The sequence below is a fragment of the Acidovorax sp. GW823-FHT01C06 genome (assembly GCF_058798375.1).
The window spans coordinates 198554-220328 of sequence record NZ_JBXAKN010000008.1 but is presented as its reverse complement, the minus strand read 5'-3'; the positions used below and the strand labels follow the sequence as shown (position 1 = coordinate 220328).

Genomic DNA, 21775 nt, shown 5'->3' with positions numbered 1-21775 from the left:
CCAACCTTTGGAGTATTTTTATGTCCGTTACCATGCGCGAAATGCTGGAAGCCGGTGTCCACTTCGGTCACCAGACCCGCTTCTGGAACCCCAAGATGGCCCCCTACATCTTCGGCCATCGCAACAAGATCCACATCATCAACCTGGAAAAGTCGCTGCCACTGTTCCAGGAAGCCCAGAAGTTCGCCAAGCAACTGGCTGCCAACCGCGGCACGATCCTGATGGTCGGCACGAAGCGCCAGGCCCGTGAGATCCTGTCCACCGAAGCCCTGCGCGCTGGCGTGCCCTTCGTGGACCAGCGCTGGCTGGGCGGTATGCTGACCAACTTCAAGACGGTCAAGACCTCGATCAAGCGCCTCAAGGACATGAAGGCCCAGCAAGAAGCTGGCCTGGACAGCCTGAGCAAGAAGGAGCAGCTGACGTTCTCCCGCGAGATCGAGAAGCTCGAAAAGGACATCGGCGGCATCCAGGACATGGCTGCGCTGCCCGACGCCATCTTCATCATCGACGTGGGCTTCCACAAGATCGCCGTGGCCGAAGCCAAGAAGCTCGGCATCCCGCTGATCGGTGTGGTCGATACGAACCACTCGCCTGAAGGCATCGACTACGTGATCCCTGGCAACGACGACTCGGCCAAGGCCGTGACGCTGTACGCCCGTGGCATCGCCGACGCGATCATCGAAGGCCGTGCGAACGCCGTGAACGAAGTGGTCAAGGCCGTGACGGCCGAGAGCTCCGACGAGTTCGTGGAAGTGCAAGAAGCCGCCGCCTGATACCCGGCTGCGCGATCCGTCGCGAATGAAAGCGGGGCCCCTGGTGAGCCCCCTTTTTTTTAGGCTGAATCTAATCGATTGAACTGAACACTGAAGGAATAAAGATGGCTGCAATTACCGCAAGCATGGTGGCTGAACTGCGTGGCAAGACCGACGCACCCATGATGGAATGCAAGAAGGCCCTGACGGAAGCCGACGGCGACATGGCCAAGGCCGAAGAGCTGCTGCGCGTCAAGCTGGGCACCAAGGCGGGCAAGGCTGCATCGCGCATCACGGCCGAAGGCGTGGTGGCGAGCTACATCGACGGCACCACCGGTGCCCTGGTCGAAGTCAACAGCGAAACCGACTTCGTCTCCAAGAACGACAGCTTCATCGCCATGGCCAATGCCGCCGCGAAGCTGGTGGCCGAGCACAACCCCGCCACCGTCGAAGCCCTGGGCGCGCTGCCCTACAGCCAGGACAGCTTCGGCCCCACGCTGGAAGACGTGCGCAAGGGCCTGATCGGCAAGATCGGCGAAAACATGTCGTTCCGCCGCTTCAAGCGCTTCAGCGGCTCCAGCCTGGCAGCCTACCTGCATGGCTCGCGCATTGGCGTGGTCGTCGAGTTCGACGGCGATGCCGCTGCCGCCAAGGACGTGGCCATGCATGTGGCCGCCATGAAGCCCGTGGCCCTGACCAGCGCCGACGTGCCTGCCGACCTGATCGCCAAGGAGCGCTCTGTCGCCGAAGGCAAGGCCGACGAAGCCAACAAGGAACTCGTGGCCGCCGGCAAGCCCGCGCAAAGCGCGGAAATCACCGCCAAGCGCATCGACGGCGCCGTGCAGAAGTACCTCAAGGAAGTCTCGCTGGCTGACCAGGTCTTCGTGAAGGCCGCCGACGGCAAGCAGACCGTGGCCCAGATGCTCAAGGCCGCCAACACCAACGTGAAGGGCTTCACGCTCTACGTCGTGGGTGAAGGCATCGAGAAGAAGGTCGACGATTTCGCCGCCGAAGTGGCCGCCCAGGTGGCTGCTGCCAAGGCTGCTGCCTGATCGTTTCCGCAACCCCCCAAGCCCCGCATCTATCACCGGAGAAATTTCCCATGTCCCACGCCGCACCAGCCCACAAGCGCATCCTGCTCAAGCTGTCTGGTGAGGCGCTGATGGGGGATGACGCCTTCGGCATCAACCGCGCCACCATCGTCCGCATGGTGGAGGAGATCGCCGAAGTGACGCGCCTGGGTGTCCAGGTGGCCGTGGTGATCGGTGGGGGCAATATTTTCCGTGGCGTGGCCGGCGGCTCGGTCGGCATGGACCGTGCCACCGCCGACTACATGGGCATGCTGGCCACCGTCATGAACGCGCTGGCCCTGGCGGACGCCATGGACAAGCAGGGCCTGGTGGCCCGCGTGATGTCCGCCATCGCCATCGAGCAGGTCGTCGAGCCCTACGTGCGTCCCAAGGCCCTGCAGTACCTCGAAGAGGGCAAGGTCGTGGTGTTCGCGGCCGGTACGGGCAATCCGTTCTTCACCACCGACACGGCGGCTGCCCTGCGCGGTGCCGAGATCGGCGCCGAGCTGGTGCTCAAGGCCACCAAGGTGGACGGCGTATATACTGCCGACCCCCAGAAGGACCCCACGGCCACGCGCTACACGAAGCTCAGCTTCGACGAGGCCATGTCCCGCAACCTGGGCATCATGGATGCGACCGCCTTCGCGCTGTGCCGCGACCAGAAGCTGCCGGTGCGGGTGTTCTCGATCATCAAGCATGGCGCCTTGAAGCGCGTGGTGATGGGCGAAGACGAAGGTACGCTGGTTTACGCTTGACGACGACGATGATGGCTTGCGGCCTGCACCGGATGCAGGCCGGCCCCGAGGAGAAAACATGACGATTGCCGACATCAAGAAGAATGCAGAGACCAAGATGGACCAGTCCATCGCGGCGTTCAAGAACAACCTGCAGAAGATCCGCACCGGCCGTGCCAACCCCGCCTTGCTCGACACCGTGCAGGTCGAGTACTACGGCTCCTTCGTGCCCCTGAGCCAGGTGGCCAATGTGGCGCTGATCGATTCGCGCACCATCAGCGTCCAGCCCTGGGAAAAGGGCATGGGCGCCAAGATCGAGAAGGCCATCCGCGAAAGCGATCTGGGCCTGAACCCCGCGTCCATGGGCGATCTCATCCGCGTGCCCATGCCGCCCATGAGCGAAGAGCGCCGCAAGGAAATGACCAAGCTGGCCCGCAATGAAGGCGAAAGCGCCAAGATCGCCGTGCGCAACCTGCGCCGCGATGCCAACGAGTCCGTCAAGAAGCTGGTCAAGGACAAGCTGGCGTCCGAAGACGACCAGAAGCGCGCCGAAACCGACGTGCAGAAATTCACCGACAGGCACATCGCCGAGATCGATGCGCTGGTGGCGGCCAAAGAGCAGGAAATCATGGCGGTTTAAGCCTTGAGGGCTTGAACGTTCACATGTCTGTATCTCCGGTGGTGCCGCACCACATCGCCATCGTCATGGATGGCAACGGCCGCTGGGCCACGCGCCGCTTTCTGCCGCGCCTGGCCGGCCACAAGCAGGGGGTTGATTCACTGCGCCGCTGCGCGCGCGCCTGCGTGCAGCGTGGCGTGGGGGTGTTGACCGTCTTCGCGTTCTCGTCCGAAAACTGGAACCGCCCGGCGGATGAGGTCTCTGGCCTCATGGAACTCCTGGCGATGGCGCTGGCACGCGAAGTGCCGCAGCTCAAGAAGGATGGCGTGCGCCTGTATTTCGTGGGTGAGCGTGCCGGCCTGTCGCCCAAGGTGCGCGATGGCCTGGCGCAGGCAGAAGCCGCCACGGCGCAAAACACCCGCCTCGTCCTCAACGTCTGTTTCAACTATGGCGGCCGCTGGGACATCGCCCAGGCCGCCGCATCGCTGGCAGCGCGCGGCGAGCCCATCACCGAGGCCAGCCTGCACGGTGCTATGGGCCTGGCCCATGTGCCCGATCCGGACCTGGTGATCCGCACCGGGGGGGAAATGCGGATCAGCAACTTTCTGCTGTGGCAGGCCGCATACTCCGAGTTCTTCTTCAGCGACCGGCTGTGGCCGGATTTCGACGAGTCGGCGCTGGACGAGGCGATTGCTGCCTTTGGCGGCCGCGAGCGCCGTTTTGGCAAAACCTCCGAACAGATCCTGTCCGCGCATCCCCATCCGATGCCGGGCTGAAAGGCCCCATGCTCAAACAGCGCGTCATTACAGCCCTTGTCCTGCTGGCCATTCTGCTGCCGGCGCTTTTTTATTCATCGTCCACCGTCCCGTTCACCCTGGTGGTGCTGGTGCTCATGGCGGCTGGCGCCTGGGAATGGGGCCGTTTGAGCGGTTTCGGACAGGCGGGCTCCGTGGCGGTGGGGGGCGCGTGCGTCGCCCTGTGCGCCGGGTCGTGGGCCCTGGGCTGGATTGACCGCCCGCTGGCGGGGCTCTGGGTGGCGGGGGGTGGCCTTTGGGTGCTGTCCGCGGCCTGGCTGCTCAGGGCCGGCGTGCCCGGCTGGCCTCGCATTCCGGCGGCGGTGCGCCTGGTGGCCGGGGTGCTGGCCCTCTGGCTTGCGTGGCTGGCGGTCGTGCAGGCGCGCAACGTGGGCGTCAACTTCCTGCTGTCGGTGCTGCTGCTGGTGTGGGTCGCCGACATCTTCGCGTACTTCGCGGGCCGTGCTTTTGGCCTGCGCTTCACCAAGGGCAAGCTGGCCCCTTCCATCAGTCCCGGCAAAAGCTGGGAGGGCGTGTGGGGCGGCCTTGCCGGCGTGCTGGCCATGGCATTCATCTGGGTGGCCGCCGATGCCCACTGGCAGGCGGCCGTTCCCAGCTTCTACAGCCGCATGGCGCAGCAAGGCTGGTGGCTGCTCGTGATCGCGGCCCTGTTCATGGTGGCCATGAGCGTGTCGGGTGACCTGGTGGAGTCCCTCATCAAGCGCAGCGCGGGCGTGAAGGACAGCAGCGGCCTGTTGCCCGGGCACGGTGGCGTGCTCGACCGGGTGGACGCCTTGCTGCCCACCCTGCCGCTGGCCATGATGCTCACGAGCCTGACAACGCAATGATGAAACAACGACTGACTGTCCTGGGTTCCACGGGCTCCATCGGTACCAGCACGCTCGACGTGGTGGCCCGCCATCCCGAGCGCTTCGAGGTGTTCGCGCTCAGTGCCGCGACCCAGGTGGACCTGATGCTGGCGCAGTGCGCGCAGTTCCGCCCCCGCTACGCCGTGATGGCGAGTGCCACCCATGCGGCCCTGCTGGCTGAAAGACTGCAGGCAAATGCCCTTCCAACGCATGTCCTTCAAGCGCAAGATGCTCTTGAAATAATAGCATCCCACCCTGACGTGGATGCCGTGATGGCGGCCATCGTGGGCGCTGCCGGCCTGGCGCCGTGCCTCGCTGCAGCGCGCGCGGGCAAGCGGCTGCTCCTGGCCAACAAGGAGGCCCTGGTGGTGGGCGGCGGGTTGTTCATGCAGACCGTGCGCGAGGGCGGCGCGACGCTGCTGCCCATTGACAGCGAGCATTCCGCGATTTTCCAGTGCCTGCCCGAAGATCCGGCGACCTGGGCCGAACGCGTCGACAGCATCCTGTTGACCGCGTCTGGCGGTCCCTTCCGCCAGCGGGATCCGTCCACGCTCTCGCAGATCACGCCCGACCAGGCCTGCGCGCACCCCAATTTCTCGATGGGCCGCAAGATCTCGGTGGATTCGGCCACCATGATGAACAAGGCGCTGGAAGTGATCGAGGCGCGCTGGCTGTTCGACCTGCACCCCGACCAGATCAAGGTGGTGATCCATCCGCAGCAGATCATCCACTCGATGGTGCAGTTCAAGGATGCATCGATCCTCGCCCAGCTCGGCACCCCCGACATGCGCGTGCCGATCGCCTGCGGCCTGGCCTGGCCGGAGCGCATCGCCAGCGGTGCCAGCCGGCTCGACTTCTCTGCCTTGACGGCGCTGGCGTTTGAAGATGCCGACGCGGCCCGTTTTCCCGGGCTGCACCTGTCCTGGCAGGCGCTCAAGGCGGCCGAAGGCACGACCGCCGTATTGAACGCCGCCAACGAGGTCGCGGTCGGGGCCTTCCTGTCGGGGCGGCTGCGTTTCGACCGTATCCATGCCGTGAATCTTGCAACTTTGGACGCGGTTTCTCCCTCCAAGCCGGATTCCCTCGAAGCCCTGCTGGACCTGGATGCCCAGGCACGCAATGCTGCCGAGCACGCCGCGGGCCGCCTGGCGGCCTGAGTTCTCACAGCACCACGGACCCGTACATGCTCCTTACCATCGTTGCCTTCATCGTGGCCCTGGGCCTTCTGATCGCCGTGCACGAATATGGCCACTACCGGGTGGCCGTGGCGTGCGGGGTCAAGGTGCTGCGCTTCTCGGTGGGCTTTGGCAAACCATTGCTGCGCTGGCAGCCCAAGGGGTCGCCCACGGAGTTCGTGCTGGGGGCTTTTCCGCTGGGGGGCTATGTGCGCATGCTGGACGAGCGGGAAGCGCCCGTGGCCGCCGAGGAGCGGCATCTGGCTTTCAATACCCAGCCGCTGCGCTCCCGCGCGGCCATCGTGGCCGCGGGGCCGCTGGCAAACCTGCTGCTGGCGGTGCTGCTGTATTCCATTGTGAACTGGAACGGGGTGGACGAGCCCAAGGCGGTACTCGCCAGTCCGGTGGCCGGGTCCGTCGCGCAGAGTGCCGGCCTGCGGGGCGGCGAGCTGGTCGCGCAGGCAGCGCTGGGGTCGGACGAGATGGAGCCCGTGCGCTCGTTTGAAGAACTGCGCTGGCTGCTCACGCGCGGTGCGCTGGAGGGTGTGAACGTGCGCCTCGACGTGCAGCCGCAGTCGGGCGCCGTGCACCGGGAAATCCTGCTGGACATGTCGAAGATCGACAGCCGGGAGGCGGACGCCCAGCTGTTTCGCAAGATCGGCATCCTGGGGCCGTGGACACGGCCGGTGCTGGGCGAGGTCATGCCTGACGGGGCCGCAGCCCGCGCTGGATTGCGCCAGGGGGACGTGGTGCTCAGGATCGGTGCCAGCGACGTGGTGGACGGCCAGCAGCTGCGCGAGCTGATCCGCCAGTCGGTGCGGGGAAGCGAGCCATTGGCACAGTCATGGCGCATTGATCGCTCAGGCCAGGTGCTGAGCGTGGACGTGTTGCCCGAGGCCAAGCCGGAACTGGGCGCCTCCGTCGGCCGCATCGGGGCGTATGTCGGAGCCCCCCCTGAATTCGTGACGGTGGAATATGGCGTGTTCGAGGGGGCCTGGGCCGGCGTGGTCAAGACCTGGGATGTCTCCATCCTCACGCTTCGGATGATGGGGCGCATGGTGATCGGCGAGGCATCGCTCAAGAACCTCAGCGGCCCCCTGACGATCGCCGACTACGCAGGGCGCTCCGCCAGCCTGGGACTCTCGCAGTACCTTGTCTTCCTTGCGCTGATCAGCGTGAGCCTGGGCGTGCTCAACCTGCTGCCGCTGCCTGTCTTGGACGGAGGGCACCTGATGTATTATCTTTGGGAGGGTGTCACGGGCAGGGGGGTGTCGGATGCATGGATGGAGCGCCTGCAGCGTGGAGGCGTTGCGGTCCTGCTTCTCATGATGTCCATTGCCCTGTTCAACGATATCACCCGGCTCTTTGGCTAACACTTTTGCCGCGCTTGCCCTGCAACTGCGGCTCCAGCTTCATTCATGAAAAAACACATCAATCGCCTGGGCGTGCGTACCGCATCGGCCGTTGCAGCCATGATTTTTGCCGCCAATGCGGCATGGGCTCTGGAGCCTTTCAAGGTGCAGGACATCCGCGTCGAGGGCCTGCAGCGCGTGGAGCCCGGCACCGTGTTTGCCTCCATGCCGCTGCGGGTTGGTGACGACTACAACGACGAGAAGGGCGCCGCGGCCATCCGCGCTCTTTTCGGACTGGGCCTGTTCAAGGACGTGCGCCTGGAGGCGGCCGGCAACGTGCTGGTGGTGGTGGTGGAAGAGCGGCCCACCGTCGCCGACGTTGACTTCGCCGGCACGCGCGAGTTCGACAAGGACGCGCTCAAGAAGGCCATGCGCGATGTCGGACTCACCGAGGGCCGGCCTTACGACAAGGCGTTGACGGACCGCGCCGAGCAGGAGCTCAAGCGCCAGTACATCAACAAGAGCCTGTACGGCGCCGAGGTCGTCACCACCGTGACGCCGATCGAGCGCAACCGCGTCAACCTGACCTTCACCGTGGTCGAGGGCGAGCCTGCCCGCATCAAGGAAGTGCGCCTCGTCGGCAACAAGGCCTTCAGTGAATCCACGCTCAAAGGCCTGTTCGACCAGGACACCGGGGGCTGGCTCAGCTGGTACACCAAGTCGGACCGCTACTCGCGCGCCAAGCTCAATGCCGATCTGGAGACGCTGCGTTCGTACTACCTGCAGCGCGGGTATCTGGAGTTCCGGGTCGACTCCACGCAGGTCGCCATCTCGCCCGACAAGCAGGACATCTCCATCACCGTCAACGTGACGGAAGGCGAGCGCTACGTGGTCTCGGGCGTCAAGCTGGAGGGCAACTACCTGGACCGCGAAGACGAGTTCAAGTCCCTGGTCACCATCCGCGCGGGCGAGCCCTACAACGCGGACCAGGTCACGGAAACGACCAAGGCGTTTTCAGAGTATTTCTCGCGTTTTGGCTTCGCCTTCGCGCGCGTGGAAGCCGTGCCCGAAATCGATCGCGAAAACAACCGGGTCGCTTTCGTGCTGCAGGCCGAACCTTCGCGCCGCGCCTATGTGCGCCGCATCAACGTGAGCGGCAACAACCGCACGCGCGATGAAGTGATCCGCCGTGAATTCCGCCAGTACGAAGCCTCGTGGTACGACGGCGAGAAGATCCGCCTGTCGCGCGACCGCGTGGACCGCCTGGGCTTCTTCACCGAAGTCAATGTGGAAACCCAGGAAGTGCCGGGTTCCCCCGACCAGGTCGACCTCGTGATCAACGTGGCGGAAAAGCCCACGGGCTCGCTGCAGATGGGGGTGGGTTTCTCCAGCGCCGAAAAGGTGTCGCTGTCGTTCGGCATCAAGCAGGAAAACATCTTTGGTTCCGGCAACTACCTGGGCATCGATGTCAACACCAGCAAGTACCGTCGCACGCTGGTGTTCAGCACCACCAATCCATACTTCACGCCGGAAGGCATCTCGCGCACGCTGGATGTGTACTACCGCACGGACAAGCCCTACGAAGACCAGGGCGGCAACTACGAGTTGGTGACCACCGGAACGTCGGTGCGATTCGGTGTTCCGTTCAGTGAAACCGATACCGTGTTCTTTGGTGGGGGGCTGGAGCAGACCAAGATCAAGGCGGGTACGAACATTCCCGCCACCTACCTGGCCTATGCCGACCAGTTTGGCTACAGCAGCACCTCCATTCCTTTGACGATCGGTTGGTCGCGGGACGACCGCGACAGCGCTCTGGCGCCGAATTCCGGCCGCTATCAGCGCCTCAATTCAGAATGGTCGGTGGCGGGGGATGCTCGCTATGTGCGGGCCAACTACCAGTACCAGCAGTACGTGCCACTGAACAAGCGCTTCACCATCGCCTTCAACGGCGAGGTGGGCATCGGCAAGGGCATGAACGGCAGGCCGTTCCCCGTGTTCAAGAACTTCTATTCGGGTGGGCTGGGATCCGTGCGCGGCTTCGACCAGGGTACGCTGGGGCCGCGTGACGTGACGGGCGCGTCGTTGGGGGGACCCAAGAAGGTCACCTTGAACGCGGAGCTGATCGCACCCTTTCCGGGCGCGGGCAACGACCGGACACTGCGTGTATTCACCTTCTTTGATGTGGGTAATGTGTACGGAGAGAACGAAAAAGTTACTTTCAGTGACATGCGTTCCTCCGTCGGCCTGGGCCTGAGCTGGATTTCCCCGCTGGGTCCGTTGCGCCTGGCCTTTGCGCAACCGGTGCGCAAGTTCGCCGGCGATAGAATCCAGAAACTGCAATTCCAGATTGGAACGTCTTTCTAATGAAATCCTTTTCTCGCCATATCTCTCTGGCCCTGCTGCTTGGCACGCTTGCCATCGCAGCGCCTGCACAAGCGCAAGAGTTCAAAGCCGGGTTTGTCAACACCGACCGCATCTTCCGCGAGGCCAGCACCGCCAAGGCTGCACAGGCCAAGCTGGAGCAGGAATTCTCCCGCCGTGAGAAAGAACTGGTGGACATGGGCAACACCCTGAAGACCGCCACGGAGAAGTTCGAACGCGAAGCTCCCACGATGGCTGAAAGCCAGCGCACCACCCGCCAGCGCCAGCTGGTGGACCAGGACCGTGAATTCCAGCGCAAGCGCCGCGAATTCCAGGAAGACCTGAGCGCCCGCAAGAACGAGGAACTGTCCCAGGTGCTCGAACGTGCGAACAAGGTGGTCAAGCAGGTGGCAGAGGCGGAGAAGTACGACGTGATCCTGCAGGAGGCCGTCTACATCAACCCCAAGCACGACATCACCGACAAGGTGATCAAGGCGCTGAATGCCGCTGCCGGCAAGTAAGCCCCAGCGCTGGACAGGTGGCGCGTGAGCTTGCTTCTCGGGCACATAGTTGATGCGCTCGGTGGCTCGCTGGAAGGAGGTGCGGCACGGGATGCCGTCATTTCCCGCATCGCGCCCCTGGAGGTTGCAGGGCCGGGAGACCTCAGTTTCCTGAGCAACCCCCGCTACCAACAGCAACTGGCCGCCTCCCGGGCGGCCTGTGTCATTGTGGCGCCTGCCATGCGCGATGCCGCCATGGCCCGTGGCGCCTGCATCGTGGCGGACAACCCCTACGTGTACTTCGCGCGGGCCACGCAGCTTTGGCGCCGGCTCAATGCCCCCGCAGTGCAGGGCGGTGTGCACGCGAGCGCGGTGGTGGACCCGTCGGCGCAGGTCGATGCCACCGCCACCATCGGTCCCCTGTGCGTGGTGGAACGCGGTGCGCGCGTTGGCGCAGGAACCGTGCTCAAGTCCCGTGTCACGGTGGGCGAGGGCTGCCGCATCGGCGCGCGCTGCATCGTGCACCCCGGCGTGGTGATCGGCGCCGACGGCTTTGGTTTTGCGCCCGAGAACGGGCAGTGGGTCAAGATCGAGCAACTGGGGGCCGTGCACATTGGCGACGATGTCGAGATCGGCGCCAACACCTGCATCGACCGTGGTGCGCTGCTGGACACCGTCATCGAAGACGGCGTCAAGCTCGACAACCTGATCCAGATCGGGCACAACGTGCGCATCGGCAAGCACTCTGCCCTGGCGGGGTGCGTGGGCGTGGCCGGCAGCGCGACCATTGGCGCGCACTGCACCGTGGGCGGCGGCGCCATCGTGCTGGGCCATCTGGAGATGGCGGACAACGTGCATATCTCTGCCGCCACGGTGGTCACGCGCTCTTTGAGCCAGCCTGGGCAATACACGGGCATGTTTCCCATCGACGACAATGCGCGTTGGGAAAAAAACGCTGCAACACTCAAACAACTGCACAGCTTGCGAGAGCGCATCAAGGCGCTGGAGCAAGCTCTGAAAGCAGCATGAACGGAAGAACAACTCGATGATGGATATCCACGCAATTCTCAAGCAACTGCCCCACCGCTACCCGTTCCTGCTGGTGGACAAAGTGATCGAGCTTGAGAGCAACACCCGCATCAAGGCGATCAAGAACGTCACGTTCAACGAGCCTTATTTCATGGGGCACTTTCCAGGGCGCCCGGTGATGCCGGGTGTGTTGATCCTCGAGGCCCTGGCGCAGGCCGCCGGCCTGCTGGCGTTCGACGCGATGGGCAAGGTGCCTGATGAAAACAACATCTACTACTTCGTCGGCATCGATGGCGCGCGCTTCAAGCGGCCGGTGGAGCCGGGCGATCAGCTGATTCTCTCCATCACGATCGACCGCGTGCGCGGCGGCATCTGGAAGTTCAAGGGCGTGGCCAGCGTGGGCGAGGAAGTGGCCTGCGAGGCCGAACTCATGTGCACCATGCGCAGCGTGGGTTGATCCGCTCAGACTTGCAGATCGTGAGCAATATTCATCCCACGGCCATAGTCGCGCAAGGCGCCAGTCTGGATCCCACGGTCACGGTGGGGCCCTACGCGGTGATTGGTCCCGACGTGGTGATCGGGGCGGGAACCACGGTGGGGCCGCACTGCGTGATCGAAGGGCGCACCACGATCGGGGCCGACAACCGCATTTTCCAGTTCGCATCGCTGGGTGCCGTGCCGCAGGACAAGAAGTACGCGGGCGAGCCGACCGAACTCGTCATCGGCGACCGCAACGTGATCCGCGAGTTCTGCACCTTCAACCTCGGTGTGCCGGGAGCCGGCGGCATCACGCGCGTGGGCAGCGACAACTGGATCATGGCGTACACCCACATCGCGCACGACTGCCGCGTTGACAACCACACCACGCTCTCCAACAACACCACGCTGGCAGGCCATGTGCACCTTGCCGACTGGGTCACCATCGGCGGGCTCACCGGCATTCACCAGTTCGTCTCGATCGGTGCCCATGCCATGGTCGGCTTTGCCAGCGCCGTGTCGCAGGATGTGCCCCCCTTCATGCTGGCCGACGGCAATCCGCTGGCGCTGCGCGGCCTCAACATCGTCGGGCTGCGCCGCCGGGGCTTCTCGGCAGAGCGTGTGGCGGGCATCAAGCAGATGCACCGCCTGCTCTATCGCCAGGGGCTGACACTGGAGGCCGCACGCGCAGGCGTGGCCGAGTTGCCAGCCGCCCATCCGGAGGCTGCGCCCGACATCGCCATGATGCTGGGTTTCCTGGATACCTCCACGCGCGGCATCGCGCGCTGAGGGGCAATGATGAAGGCTTCCCCCCGCGTCGCCATGGTGGCGGGCGAGACCTCCGGCGACCTGCTTGCCGGCCTGCTGATCGACGGCATGCAGGCCCATTGGCCGGGCCTGCAGTCCTGCGGCATTGGTGGCCCGCAGATGCAGCGCCGGGGTTTTGCCGCCTGGTGGCCCAGCGAGAAGCTCGCCGTGCATGGGTACAGCATGGAGGTGCTGCGCCGCCTGCGCGAACTGCTGGGCATTCGCAAGCAACTGCGTGAGCGGCTGCTCAAGGAGCGTCCGGACGTGTTCATCGGCGTGGATGCGCCTGACTTCAACCTGAAGCTGGAGGCCGACCTGCGTGCCGCGGGTGTCAAGACCGTGCACTTCGTGTGCCCGTCGATCTGGGCCTGGCGCGCGGACCGTGTCGAGAAGATACGCCGCAGCGCCGACCACGTGCTGTGCATCTTTCCGTTCGAGCCCGAGCTGCTGGCGCGGCACGGCATTGCGGCGACCTATGTGGGCCACCCGCTTGCCGGCGTGATTCCCATGGTGCCGGACCGCGCCGCCGCCCGCGCCCAGCTCGGCCTGCAGGATGCCGACGAAGTGCTGGCCATTCTGCCGGGCAGCCGCTCCTCGGAGATCGCCTACATCACGCAGCCTTTCTTTGAGGCTGCAGCGCTTGTCCTGAAAGCGCGTCCAGCTATTAAATTGATAGTTCCTGCCGTCCCGGCGCTGCGGGAGCGCATCGTGCAGGCGGCACGGGCCGCGGGTCTGGTTGGGGCGGTGCAGATCGTGTCCGGCCAGTCCCATGCCGTGCTGGCCGCCTGCGACGCCACGCTGATCGCCAGCGGCACCGCGACGCTGGAGGCGGCGCTGTTCAAGCGTCCCATGGTCATCGGCTACCACATGCACCCGTTGAGCTGGTGGCTCATGCGCCGCAAGCAGCTGCAGCCCTGGGTGGGGCTGCCCAATATCCTTTGCGGAGAATTCGTGGTCCCCGAGCTGATCCAGGATGCCGCGACACCCCAGGCGCTCTGCGCGGCAACGCTGCAATGGCTGGATGCGCGCCAGCACAATCCTGAGAAAATCACGGCCCTGGAGCAGCGCTTTACGGCGCTGCACGAAAGCCTGCAACGCAATACCCCCCAACTGGCTGCCGATGCGATCCAGAAAATCCTTCACCCAGCTGCCTGAACAGGCCTGCCTGCCATGGCACCCGCCGGGTCTTGTGTCCGGCGTGGACGAGGCGGGCCGCGGCCCGCTGGCGGGGCCCGTGGTGGCGGCCGCGGTCATCCTGGATGACCTCAATCCGATCGCCGGCCTTGCCGATTCCAAGAAGCTCACGCCTGCCCGGCGCGAGAAACTCTACGACGAAATCCGTGCCAAGGCGCTGTGCTGCAGCATTGCCGAGGCCAGCGTGGAAGAGATCGACCAGCTCAACATCCTGCAGGCCACGCTGCTGGCCATGCGGCGGGCCGTGATGGGGCTGCGCCTGAAGCCCGTCATGGTGCTGGTCGATGGCAACCGCCTGCCCACGCTGGGCATCCAGGCCGAGGCCATCGTCAAGGGCGATGCGCTGGTACCGGCCATCTCGGCCGCCTCCATCCTGGCCAAGGTGCACCGCGACCGCTGGTGCGTGCAGGTGCATGAAGAGTTTCCGCAGTACGGGTTTGCCGGCCACAAGGGCTATGGCACCGCGGTGCACATGGCCGCCTTGCGCGAGCACGGGGCCTGCGTCCATCACCGGCGTTCCTTTGCGCCCGTGGCGCAGAGCCTGCTTGCCTGACGGAACCTGCTCGCCCCATGACCTCTCCGTCCATCACCGCGATCCATTCGCGGGACAACAGCTTCGTGAAGGAACTGCGCCGGCTCGCGCAGGACACCACCGCCTACCGCAAGCAGGGCAGGGTGTGGCTGGAGGGTGACCACCTCTGCCGCGCCGCCCTGGAACGGGGTCAGCGGGCATCGATCGCGGTATTTTCCGAGTCTTTTTGGCCTCAGGCGCAAGTGGAATGGGCGCAGGCAGCTATGAAAATCATAGTGCTCGCCGATGCCCTGTTTGCCGACATCAGCGGTCTGGAGTCGCCTGCCCGCATGGGCTTCATCATCGATCTGCCCGCTGCCGCCGCATTGCGCACGGACGCCGCCACCGTCGTGCTGGACCGGGTGCAGGACGCCGGCAATGTGGGTTCCATCCTGCGCAGCGCGTCGGCATTCGGATTCCGTCAGGTGGTCGCCGTCAAGGGCAGCGCCGCCCTGTGGTCCCCCAAGGTGCTGCGCGCCGGCATGGGCGCGCATTTCGCGCTGGACCTGATCGAAGGCGTGGAGCACGGCGAACTCCAGTCCCTGAAGGTGCCCATGCTGGTGACCAGTTCGCACGCCGGGGACTGGCTGCACCGGGCCGCGCTGCCCTGGCCCTGCGCATGGGTCATGGGCCATGAAGGGCAGGGCGTCTCCGCCGTGCTGGAGGAGCGGGCTGCGATGCGCATCCGCATCGCGCAGCCCGGTGGCGAGGAGTCGCTGAACGTCGCGGCGGCGGCGGCGATCTGCCTGCATGCGAGCGGCGCCGGGCGCTGAACACCTCCCTTCGCAGCCGGCTCCGGGGGGCCGCGGAAGGCCCGTCTTCTCCCGTTTTTCTAGAGGTTGCGCAGGAACTGGCGCACGAAATCGCCCTGGTTGGGCGCATCCTTCTCGGTGCTGAACAGCACCTGCTGGTTTTCCACGCGGATCTTGAGCTGTGGCGCGAACCTGCACTGCACCTGGCCCAGCCCGGATGCCGTGCTCTTGAAGGCAGGCGTGTTGCGGCACATGGAGTCCAGCTCCGAGGCCACCACGCCGCAGAAGCTGCCGATGCTCAGGGTCTGCAGCTTCTCGTCATCGATCGTGCTCCAGTCGACCGTGGTCTTCACCGGCGTGCCGCAGGCCGCGGAGGCTTCCTGGTCGGCCCTGGCCAGCTCGGCCTGCGCTCCCGCGAGGCGCTTGCTGCGGTCAAAGCGGGCCAGCTTTTCCTGCACGCCCTGCTTTTGCTGGCTCTGGTAGCTCGCCTGCAGGTCCGCCAGCTTGAAGGCCTTGCTCTTTTCCTCGCTGAAGGACAGCGGCAGGCCATCGCGCTTGCCGGGCAGGTACACCACATACTGCTCGCCGTGGCGATAGGCGTGGCTCTGCTTTTGCAGCAGGCCGTAGCTGCGGCCGTCGAGCCGGGTGGCATAGACCTCCCGCGCGGAGCCCTGTTGCTCCAGCTGGCTCAGGAACACGACCTGGTCAATGGGATCGTTGATGCCGCTCACGCGCACCAGGGCCTGTTTGCCATCCGCGCTGGGCGCCAGCACCACTTCCACCCCCTGGGGGGCCACGAAGACCTGGGGGTACCTGGCCAGTTCCAGGGCCTGGGCGGCCACGGCGGCGCACAGGCCGGCCAGGGAAAGGGCAAGAGGGCGGAGAAAAGTGCGCATCGGGAGGGTTCTCTGTGGGAGTGGCGGGAGGCGTCGGCCGAAGTCTAGGCGGACCGTTGTCACCTGAAATGCCTGGAACACTTGCTTACGTAACAAGGTTATGCAAGGCATGCATTTGCGAGTGGATGCGCCGCGATGGGTATAATCGGGAGCTTTTCTCGCAACAGCGTCGCCCGACCGCACCCAAAGCAACAACCCATCTGAGAGCAGCCACCGGCACTTGCGTACCTTTGCGTGCACGAGTGGCCTGCAGGCGCCGGGCGACCGTAACCATCCGGAGAACCCAGTGCTTTTGTCTCTACAGGGAAATTTCCCGCCCGCCATCCTGGCGCTCGCAGACGGCACGGTCTTTATCGGCAATTCGATTGGTGCCACCGGCACCACCGTCGGCGAAGTGGTGTTCAACACCGCGATCACCGGCTACCAGGAAATCCTCACCGACCCCAGCTACTGCCAGCAGATCGTCACGTTGACGTATCCGCACATCGGCAACTACGGCGTCAACGTGGAGGACATCGAAGCCGACAAGGTCCATGCCGCGGGCCTGATCATCAAGGACCTGCCCCTGCTGGCCAGCAACTTCCGCTCCACGGAAACGCTCTCGCAATACCTCGTGCGCGAGAACACCGTGGCCATCGCCAACATCGATACCCGCAAGCTCACGCGCCTGCTGCGCAGCAAGGGTGCGCAAAACGGCGCCATCATCGGACTGGCCGCCGGGCAGCCGGTCACGCAGGCGCTCATCGACGAAGCCATCGCCAAGGCCAAGGCCGCCCCCAACATGGCCGGGCTGGACCTGGCCCAGGTGGTGACCACGGCGTCGCGCTACGAGTGGACGCAGACCGAGTGGAAGCTGGGCTCAGGCTACGGCGAACTCGCGGCGCCGCAGTTCCATGTGGTGGCATACGACTTCGGCGTGAAGAAGAACATCCTGCGCATGCTGGCCGAGCGCGGCTGCAAGGTCACCGTGGTGCCTGCCAAGACGCCCGCCGCCGATGTGCTGGCACTCAAGCCCGATGGCGTGTTCCTGTCCAACGGCCCCGGCGATCCGGAGCCCTGCGATTACGCCATTGCCGCCACCCGCACCATCGTGGACAGCGGCGTGCCCACGTTCGGCATCTGCCTGGGTCATCAGATCATGGCCCTGGCCGCCGGCGCCAAGACCTTCAAGATGACCCACAGCCACCACGGGGCCAATCACCCCGTGAAGGACCTGGACACCGGCCGCGTGAGCATCACGAGCCAGAACCACGGTTTCGCGGTGGACATGGAATCGCTGCCTGCCAACCTGCGCGCCACGCACATCAGCCTGTTCGACGGCACGCTGCAAGGGCTGGTCCACAAGGACAAGCCGGCATTCTGCTTCCAGGGCCACCCTGAGGCTTCCCCCGGGCCGCACGACATCGCCTACCTTTTCGACCGATTCACCGATGCCATGCGCGCGGCGAAAGCCGGTTGAACCCGGGAAGGAATAGCGCCATGAAACTGTTCAGCTTTCCCCTCGCATCGCTGGAAAAGGCGATCCACAAGCGTGTCCTGACCCTGCCATCGCCCCACCGCGAGTGGTTCACGGAACGCTGGGCGCAAAAGCCCTACAAGAAGGCGTTCGTCGAGAACAAGGCCATGCCCCTCGTCACGCTGGTGGCCAAGGGCAAGACCCTGGACGATGCCGCCTTCGCAGAGCTGCTGCAGGAATGGGAAGTGACGTTTTATGACGCGGAAGAAGAGGTCCTGCGCCCGCTGATCCAGGGCGACGGCCTGCTGCAGCTGATGCAGAAGAACCTTCCTCCCGAACGGGCCCAGGCGCTGCTTGCCAAGTTGACCGAGCGGCGCCCGCCATCGGACGCAGCAGCCTCTGCCCCGACCCCCAGCCCCCAGGCAGCCGAACCCACGATCGACTGATCGACGCACCATGCCAAAACGCACAGACATCAAAAGCATTCTCATCATCGGCGCCGGCCCGATCATCATCGGCCAGGCCTGCGAGTTCGACTACTCCGGCGTGCAGGCCTGCAAGGCCCTGCGCGAGGAAGGCTACAAGGTCATCCTGATCAACAGCAACCCCGCGACGATCATGACCGACCCGGCCACGGCCGACGTGACCTACATCGAGCCCATCACCTGGCAGACGGTCGAGAAGATCATCGCCAAGGAGCGCCCCGACGCCATCCTGCCCACCATGGGCGGCCAGACCGCGCTCAACTGCGCGCTGGACCTGTGGCACAACGGCGTGCTCGACAAGTACAAGGTCGAGCTGATCGGCGCCACGCCCGAAGCCATCGACAAGGCCGAGGACCGCCTGAAGTTCAAGGATGCCATGACCAAGATCGGTCTGGGTTCCGCGCGCTCCGGCATTGCCCACAGCATGGACGAAGCCTGGGCCGTCCAGAAGAGCGTGGGCTTCCCCACCGTGATCCGCCCCAGCTTCACGCTCGGCGGCACGGGCGGCGGCATTGCCTACAACCCCGAAGAGTTCGAGACCATCTGCAAGCGCGGCCTGGAAGCCTCGCCCACCAACGAGCTGCTGATCGAGGAGTCGCTGCTCGGCTGGAAGGAGTACGAGATGGAAGTGGTCCGCGACAAGGCGGACAACTGCATCATCATCTGCTCCATCGAGAACCTCGACCCCATGGGCGTGCACACGGGCGACTCGATCACCGTGGCCCCCGCGCAGACGCTGACCGACAAGGAATACCAGATCATGCGCAACGCCAGCCTGGCGGTGCTGCGCGAGATCGGCGTGGACACGGGCGGCTCCAACGTGCAGTTCTCGGTGAACCCGAAGGACGGCCGCATGATCGTCATCGAGATGAACCCCCGCGTGTCGCGTTCGTCCGCGCTGGCATCCAAGGCCACCGGCTTCCCGATCGCCAAGGTCGCCGCCAAGCTGGCCGTGGGCTACACGCTCGACGAGCTCAAGAACGAGATCACCGGCGGCGCCACGCCCGCGTCGTTCGAGCCCTCCATCGACTACGTGGTCACCAAGATCCCGCGTTTCGCGTTCGAGAAGTTCCCCACGGCCGACAGCCGCCTGACCACGCAGATGAAGTCCGTGGGCGAGGTCATGGCCATGGGCCGCACCTTCCAGGAGTCCTTCCAGAAGGCCCTGCGCGGCCTGGAAGTGGGCGTGGACGGCATGAACGAGAAGACCCAGGACCGTGAGGTGCTCGAAAAGGAGCTGGGCGAGCCCGGCCCCGAGCGCATCTGGTACGTGGGCGATGCGTTCGCCATGGGCCTCTCCGTGGACGAGGTGTACGACCTCACCAAGATCGACAAGTGGTTCCTGGTGCAGATCGAAGAGATCGTGAAGATCGAACTGGAGCTGGACCAGCTGGCCGTGGACAAGGGCGATGCGGCACTGGCCAGCCTGGATGCCGGCACGCTGCGCTCGCTCAAGAAGAAGGGCTTCTCGGACCGCCGCCTGGCCAAGCTGCTCAAGACGACGGAAAAAGCCGTGCGCGAAGCCCGCCGCGCGCTGAACGTGCGCCCGGTGTACAAGCGCGTGGACACCTGCGCCGCCGAATTCGCGACCAACACCGCCTACATGTACTCGACCTACGAGGACGAGTGCGAGGCCGAGCCGACCAACAACAAGAAAATCATGGTGCTCGGGGGCGGCCCCAACCGCATCGGCCAGGGCATCGAGTTCGACTACTGCTGCGTGCACGCCGCGCTGGCCATGCGCGAGGACGGCTACGAGACCATCATGGTCAACTGCAACCCCGAAACCGTGTCCACGGACTACGACACCTCGGACCGCCTGTACTTCGAGCCCCTCACGCTCGAAGACGTGCTCGAAATCGTGGACAAGGAAAAGCCCACTGGCGTGATCGTGCAGTACGGCGGCCAGACGCCGCTCAAGCTGGCGCTGGGCCTCGAAGCCGAGGGCGTGCCGATCATCGGCACCAGCCCCGACATGATCGATGCCGCCGAGGACCGCGAGCGCTTCCAGAAGCTGCTGCACGACCTGGGGCTGCGCCAGCCCCCCAATGCCACGGCCCGCACCGAGGCCGAGGCGCTGGAAAAGGCCGCCGCCCTGGGGTACCCGCTGGTGGTGCGCCCCAGCTATGTGCTGGGCGGCCGTGCGATGGAAATCGTGCACGAGCAGCGCGACCTGGAGCGCTACATGCGCGAGGCCGTGAAGGTGAGCAACGACTCGCCCGTGCTGCTGGACCGCTTCCTGAACGATGCCATCGAGTGCGACGTGGACTGCCTGCGCGATCCCGAGGGCAAGACCTTCATCGGTGGCGTGATGGAGCACATCGAACAAGCCGGTGTGCACTCGGGCGACTCCGCCTGTTCGCTGCCGCCGTACTACCTCAAGCAGGCCACGGTCGATGAACTCAAGCGCCAGTCCGCGGCCATGGCCGAAGGCCTGAACGTGGTGGGCCTGATGAACGTGCAGTTCGCCATCCAGGAAGTGGACGGCAAGGACGTGATCTACGTGCTGGAAGTGAACCCCCGTGCCTCGCGCACCGTGCCGTTCGTCTCCAAGGCCACGGGCATCCAGCTGGCCAAGGTGGCCGCGCGCTGCATGGCCGGCCAGACGCTGGCCTCGCAGGGCATCACCAAGGAGGTGACGCCGCCCTACTTCAGCGTGAAGGAGGCCGTGTTCCCGTTCGTCAAGTTCCCTGGCGTGGACACCATCCTCGGCCCCGAGATGAAGTCCACCGGCGAGGTGATGGGCGTGGGCAAGACCTTCGGCGAAGCCTTCGTGAAGAGCCAGTTGGGCGCGGGCACCAAGCTGCCGACGTCGGGCAAGGTGTTCCTCACGGTGAAGAACAATGACAAGCCCCGCGCGGTGGACATTGCCCGCCAGCTGGTGGCGCTGGGCTTTGACCTGGTGGCGACCAAAGGCACCGCTGCAGCCATTGCCGAGGCGGGCGTCCCGGTGGTGGTGGTCAACAAGGTCACGGAAGGCCGTCCGCACATCGTGGACATGATCAAGAACAACGAGATCGTCATGGTCATCAACACGGTGGAAGAGCGCCGCAACGCGATTGCAGACTCGCGCGCGATTCGCACCTCGTCGCTGCTGGCCCGCGTGACCACCTTCACGACCATCTTCGGCGCCGAGGCGGCCGTGGAGGGCATGAAGTACCTGGACAAGCTCGACGTGTACTCGGTGCAGGAGCTGCACGCCCAGCTGGTGGCCTGACCCCCGGCAAAAGCGGCATAATCTTCGCCTGACCAGACACCGCCGCGCGGCAACGTGCGGCGGTTTCCTTTTGTAGACTTGCCATTCACGAAGTCCGGCACAGCCCGGGCGTGACGTGGTGACTGACCGGTGGAAGTGCCTTGGCGCTTTCACCGTTTTGACTTATGGAGACTCGACAGAATGGCCACCATTCCGATTACCAAGCGCGGCGCTGAAAAGCTCAAGGAAGAGTTGCACCGCCTCAAGACCGTGGAACGGCCCGCGGTGATCACGGCGATCGCCGAAGCGCGCGCACAGGGGGACCTCAGCGAAAACGCCGACTACGACGCCGCCAAGGACCGCCAGGGCTTCATCGAGGGCCGCATCCAGGAGATCGAGGGCAAGCTCTCGGTCGCGCAGGTCATCGATCCCAGCGCCGTCGACGGCGGCGGCAAGGTGGTCTTTGGCGCCACGGTCGAGCTGGAGGATGAAGAGTCTGGCGACACCGTGAAGTACCAGATCGTGGGCGAGGACGAGGCCGACCTGAAGCAGGGCCTGATCAATATCTCCAGCCCCATCGCCCGTGCGCTCATCGGCAAGGAAGAGGGCGATACCGCCGAAGTGCTGGCGCCCGGCGGCGTTCGCCGCTATGAGGTGGTGGCGGTCAGCTACCAGTGAACAGGCGC

21 protein-coding genes are annotated in these 21775 nt (G+C 65.1%); 20 read left to right on the top strand and 1 reads right to left on the bottom strand.

Annotation, left to right across the window (positions count from 1 at the left end; translation table 11 throughout):
- Positions 1 to 20 precede the first annotated feature (20 nt).
- The 16 genes from rpsB (at position 21) to AC1RCS_RS17445 (ending at position 15077) form a co-directional block, all read left to right on the top strand.
- Positions 21 to 773: a 30S ribosomal protein S2 gene (rpsB, locus tag AC1RCS_RS17520; protein ID WP_218297697.1), complete on the top strand. Its 753-nt coding sequence runs from the start codon at positions 21 to 23 to the stop codon at positions 771 to 773.
- A 104-nt stretch (positions 774 to 877) separates the two neighbouring features.
- Positions 878 to 1804, top strand: coding sequence for a translation elongation factor Ts (gene tsf, locus AC1RCS_RS17515; protein WP_218297696.1), 927 nt, complete (start codon positions 878 to 880; stop codon positions 1802 to 1804).
- A 50-nt stretch (positions 1805 to 1854) separates the two neighbouring features.
- The gene (gene pyrH, locus AC1RCS_RS17510) at positions 1855 to 2577 is read left to right on the top strand and encodes a UMP kinase (protein WP_056413356.1); all 723 of its coding nucleotides are present in this window, start codon (positions 1855 to 1857) and stop codon (positions 2575 to 2577) included.
- A gap of 58 nt (positions 2578 to 2635) precedes the next feature.
- The gene (gene frr / locus AC1RCS_RS17505) at positions 2636 to 3196 is read left to right on the top strand and encodes a ribosome recycling factor (protein WP_218297695.1); all 561 of its coding nucleotides are present in this window, start codon (positions 2636 to 2638) and stop codon (positions 3194 to 3196) included.
- 23 nt (positions 3197 to 3219) lie between these two features.
- Positions 3220 to 3951, top strand: a complete 732-nt coding sequence (gene uppS, locus AC1RCS_RS17500) for a polyprenyl diphosphate synthase (protein ID WP_218297694.1) — start codon at positions 3220 to 3222, stop codon at positions 3949 to 3951.
- Positions 3952 to 3959: 8 nt separating this feature from the next.
- On the top strand, positions 3960 to 4817 hold the full coding sequence (locus AC1RCS_RS17495; protein ID WP_218297693.1) for a phosphatidate cytidylyltransferase: 858 nt from the start codon (positions 3960 to 3962) through the stop codon (positions 4815 to 4817).
- On the top strand, positions 4817 to 5995 hold the full coding sequence (gene ispC / locus AC1RCS_RS17490) for a 1-deoxy-D-xylulose-5-phosphate reductoisomerase (protein ID WP_492245517.1): 1179 nt from the start codon (positions 4817 to 4819) through the stop codon (positions 5993 to 5995). The genes AC1RCS_RS17495 and ispC overlap by 1 nt, the downstream gene beginning before the upstream one ends.
- 26 nt (positions 5996 to 6021) lie before the next feature.
- Positions 6022 to 7386 (top strand): RIP metalloprotease RseP, encoded by a 1365-nt coding sequence (gene rseP, locus AC1RCS_RS17485; protein ID WP_218341589.1) that lies wholly within the window; start codon positions 6022 to 6024, stop codon positions 7384 to 7386.
- Positions 7387 to 7431: 45 nt separating this feature from the next.
- Positions 7432 to 9729 carry an outer membrane protein assembly factor BamA gene (gene bamA / locus AC1RCS_RS17480; protein WP_218297691.1) on the top strand — a complete coding sequence of 766 codons (2298 nt, stop codon included), beginning with the start codon at positions 7432 to 7434 and terminating at the stop codon, positions 9727 to 9729.
- Positions 9729 to 10247 carry an OmpH/Skp family outer membrane protein gene (locus AC1RCS_RS17475; RefSeq protein ID WP_218297690.1) on the top strand — a complete coding sequence of 173 codons (519 nt, stop codon included), beginning with the start codon at positions 9729 to 9731 and terminating at the stop codon, positions 10245 to 10247. Before bamA ends, AC1RCS_RS17475 begins: the two co-directional genes overlap by 1 nt.
- 24 nt (positions 10248 to 10271) lie before the next feature.
- Positions 10272 to 11255, top strand: coding sequence for a UDP-3-O-(3-hydroxymyristoyl)glucosamine N-acyltransferase (gene lpxD, locus AC1RCS_RS17470; RefSeq protein ID WP_492245435.1), 984 nt, complete (start codon positions 10272 to 10274; stop codon positions 11253 to 11255).
- A 16-nt stretch (positions 11256 to 11271) separates the two neighbouring features.
- Positions 11272 to 11712: a 3-hydroxyacyl-ACP dehydratase FabZ gene (gene fabZ / locus AC1RCS_RS17465; RefSeq protein ID WP_010457855.1), complete on the top strand. Its 441-nt coding sequence runs from the start codon at positions 11272 to 11274 to the stop codon at positions 11710 to 11712.
- A 20-nt stretch (positions 11713 to 11732) separates the two neighbouring features.
- Entirely contained in the window at positions 11733 to 12521 is a 789-nt protein-coding gene (lpxA, locus tag AC1RCS_RS17460; protein ID WP_218341591.1) for an acyl-ACP--UDP-N-acetylglucosamine O-acyltransferase, read from the top strand.
- Positions 12522 to 12530: 9 nt separating this feature from the next.
- Entirely contained in the window at positions 12531 to 13694 is a 1164-nt protein-coding gene (lpxB, locus tag AC1RCS_RS17455; protein WP_492245436.1) for a lipid-A-disaccharide synthase, read from the top strand.
- Complete coding sequence (gene rnhB / locus AC1RCS_RS17450; RefSeq protein ID WP_218297686.1) at positions 13660 to 14286, top strand: ribonuclease HII; 627 nt, start codon at positions 13660 to 13662, stop codon at positions 14284 to 14286. The genes lpxB and rnhB overlap by 35 nt, the downstream gene beginning before the upstream one ends.
- Before the next feature lie 17 nt (positions 14287 to 14303).
- Positions 14304 to 15077, top strand: coding sequence for a TrmH family RNA methyltransferase (locus AC1RCS_RS17445; protein WP_492245437.1), 774 nt, complete (start codon positions 14304 to 14306; stop codon positions 15075 to 15077).
- A 59-nt stretch (positions 15078 to 15136) separates the two neighbouring features.
- Here the strand turns inward: AC1RCS_RS17445 and AC1RCS_RS17440 are convergent, their stop codons facing one another.
- Complete coding sequence (locus tag AC1RCS_RS17440) at positions 15137 to 15952, bottom strand: hypothetical protein (protein WP_218297684.1); 816 nt, start codon at positions 15950 to 15952, stop codon at positions 15137 to 15139.
- Positions 15953 to 16238: 286 nt separating this feature from the next.
- Here AC1RCS_RS17440 and carA point away from each other — a divergent pair, with 286 nt between their 5' ends.
- The 4 genes from carA to greA all read left to right on the top strand — a co-directional run bounded on the left by carA (position 16239) and on the right by greA (position 21767).
- The gene (carA, locus tag AC1RCS_RS17435) at positions 16239 to 17411 is read left to right on the top strand and encodes a glutamine-hydrolyzing carbamoyl-phosphate synthase small subunit (RefSeq protein ID WP_218297683.1); all 1173 of its coding nucleotides are present in this window, start codon (positions 16239 to 16241) and stop codon (positions 17409 to 17411) included.
- 20 nt (positions 17412 to 17431) lie between these two features.
- Complete coding sequence (locus AC1RCS_RS17430) at positions 17432 to 17854, top strand: hypothetical protein (protein ID WP_218297682.1); 423 nt, start codon at positions 17432 to 17434, stop codon at positions 17852 to 17854.
- Between the two features lie 10 nt (positions 17855 to 17864).
- Complete coding sequence (carB, locus tag AC1RCS_RS17425) at positions 17865 to 21110, top strand: carbamoyl-phosphate synthase large subunit (protein WP_218297681.1); 3246 nt, start codon at positions 17865 to 17867, stop codon at positions 21108 to 21110.
- Between the two features lie 180 nt (positions 21111 to 21290).
- Positions 21291 to 21767, top strand: a complete 477-nt coding sequence (gene greA, locus AC1RCS_RS17420) for a transcription elongation factor GreA (RefSeq protein ID WP_218297680.1) — start codon at positions 21291 to 21293, stop codon at positions 21765 to 21767.
- Positions 21768 to 21775 lie beyond the last annotated feature (8 nt).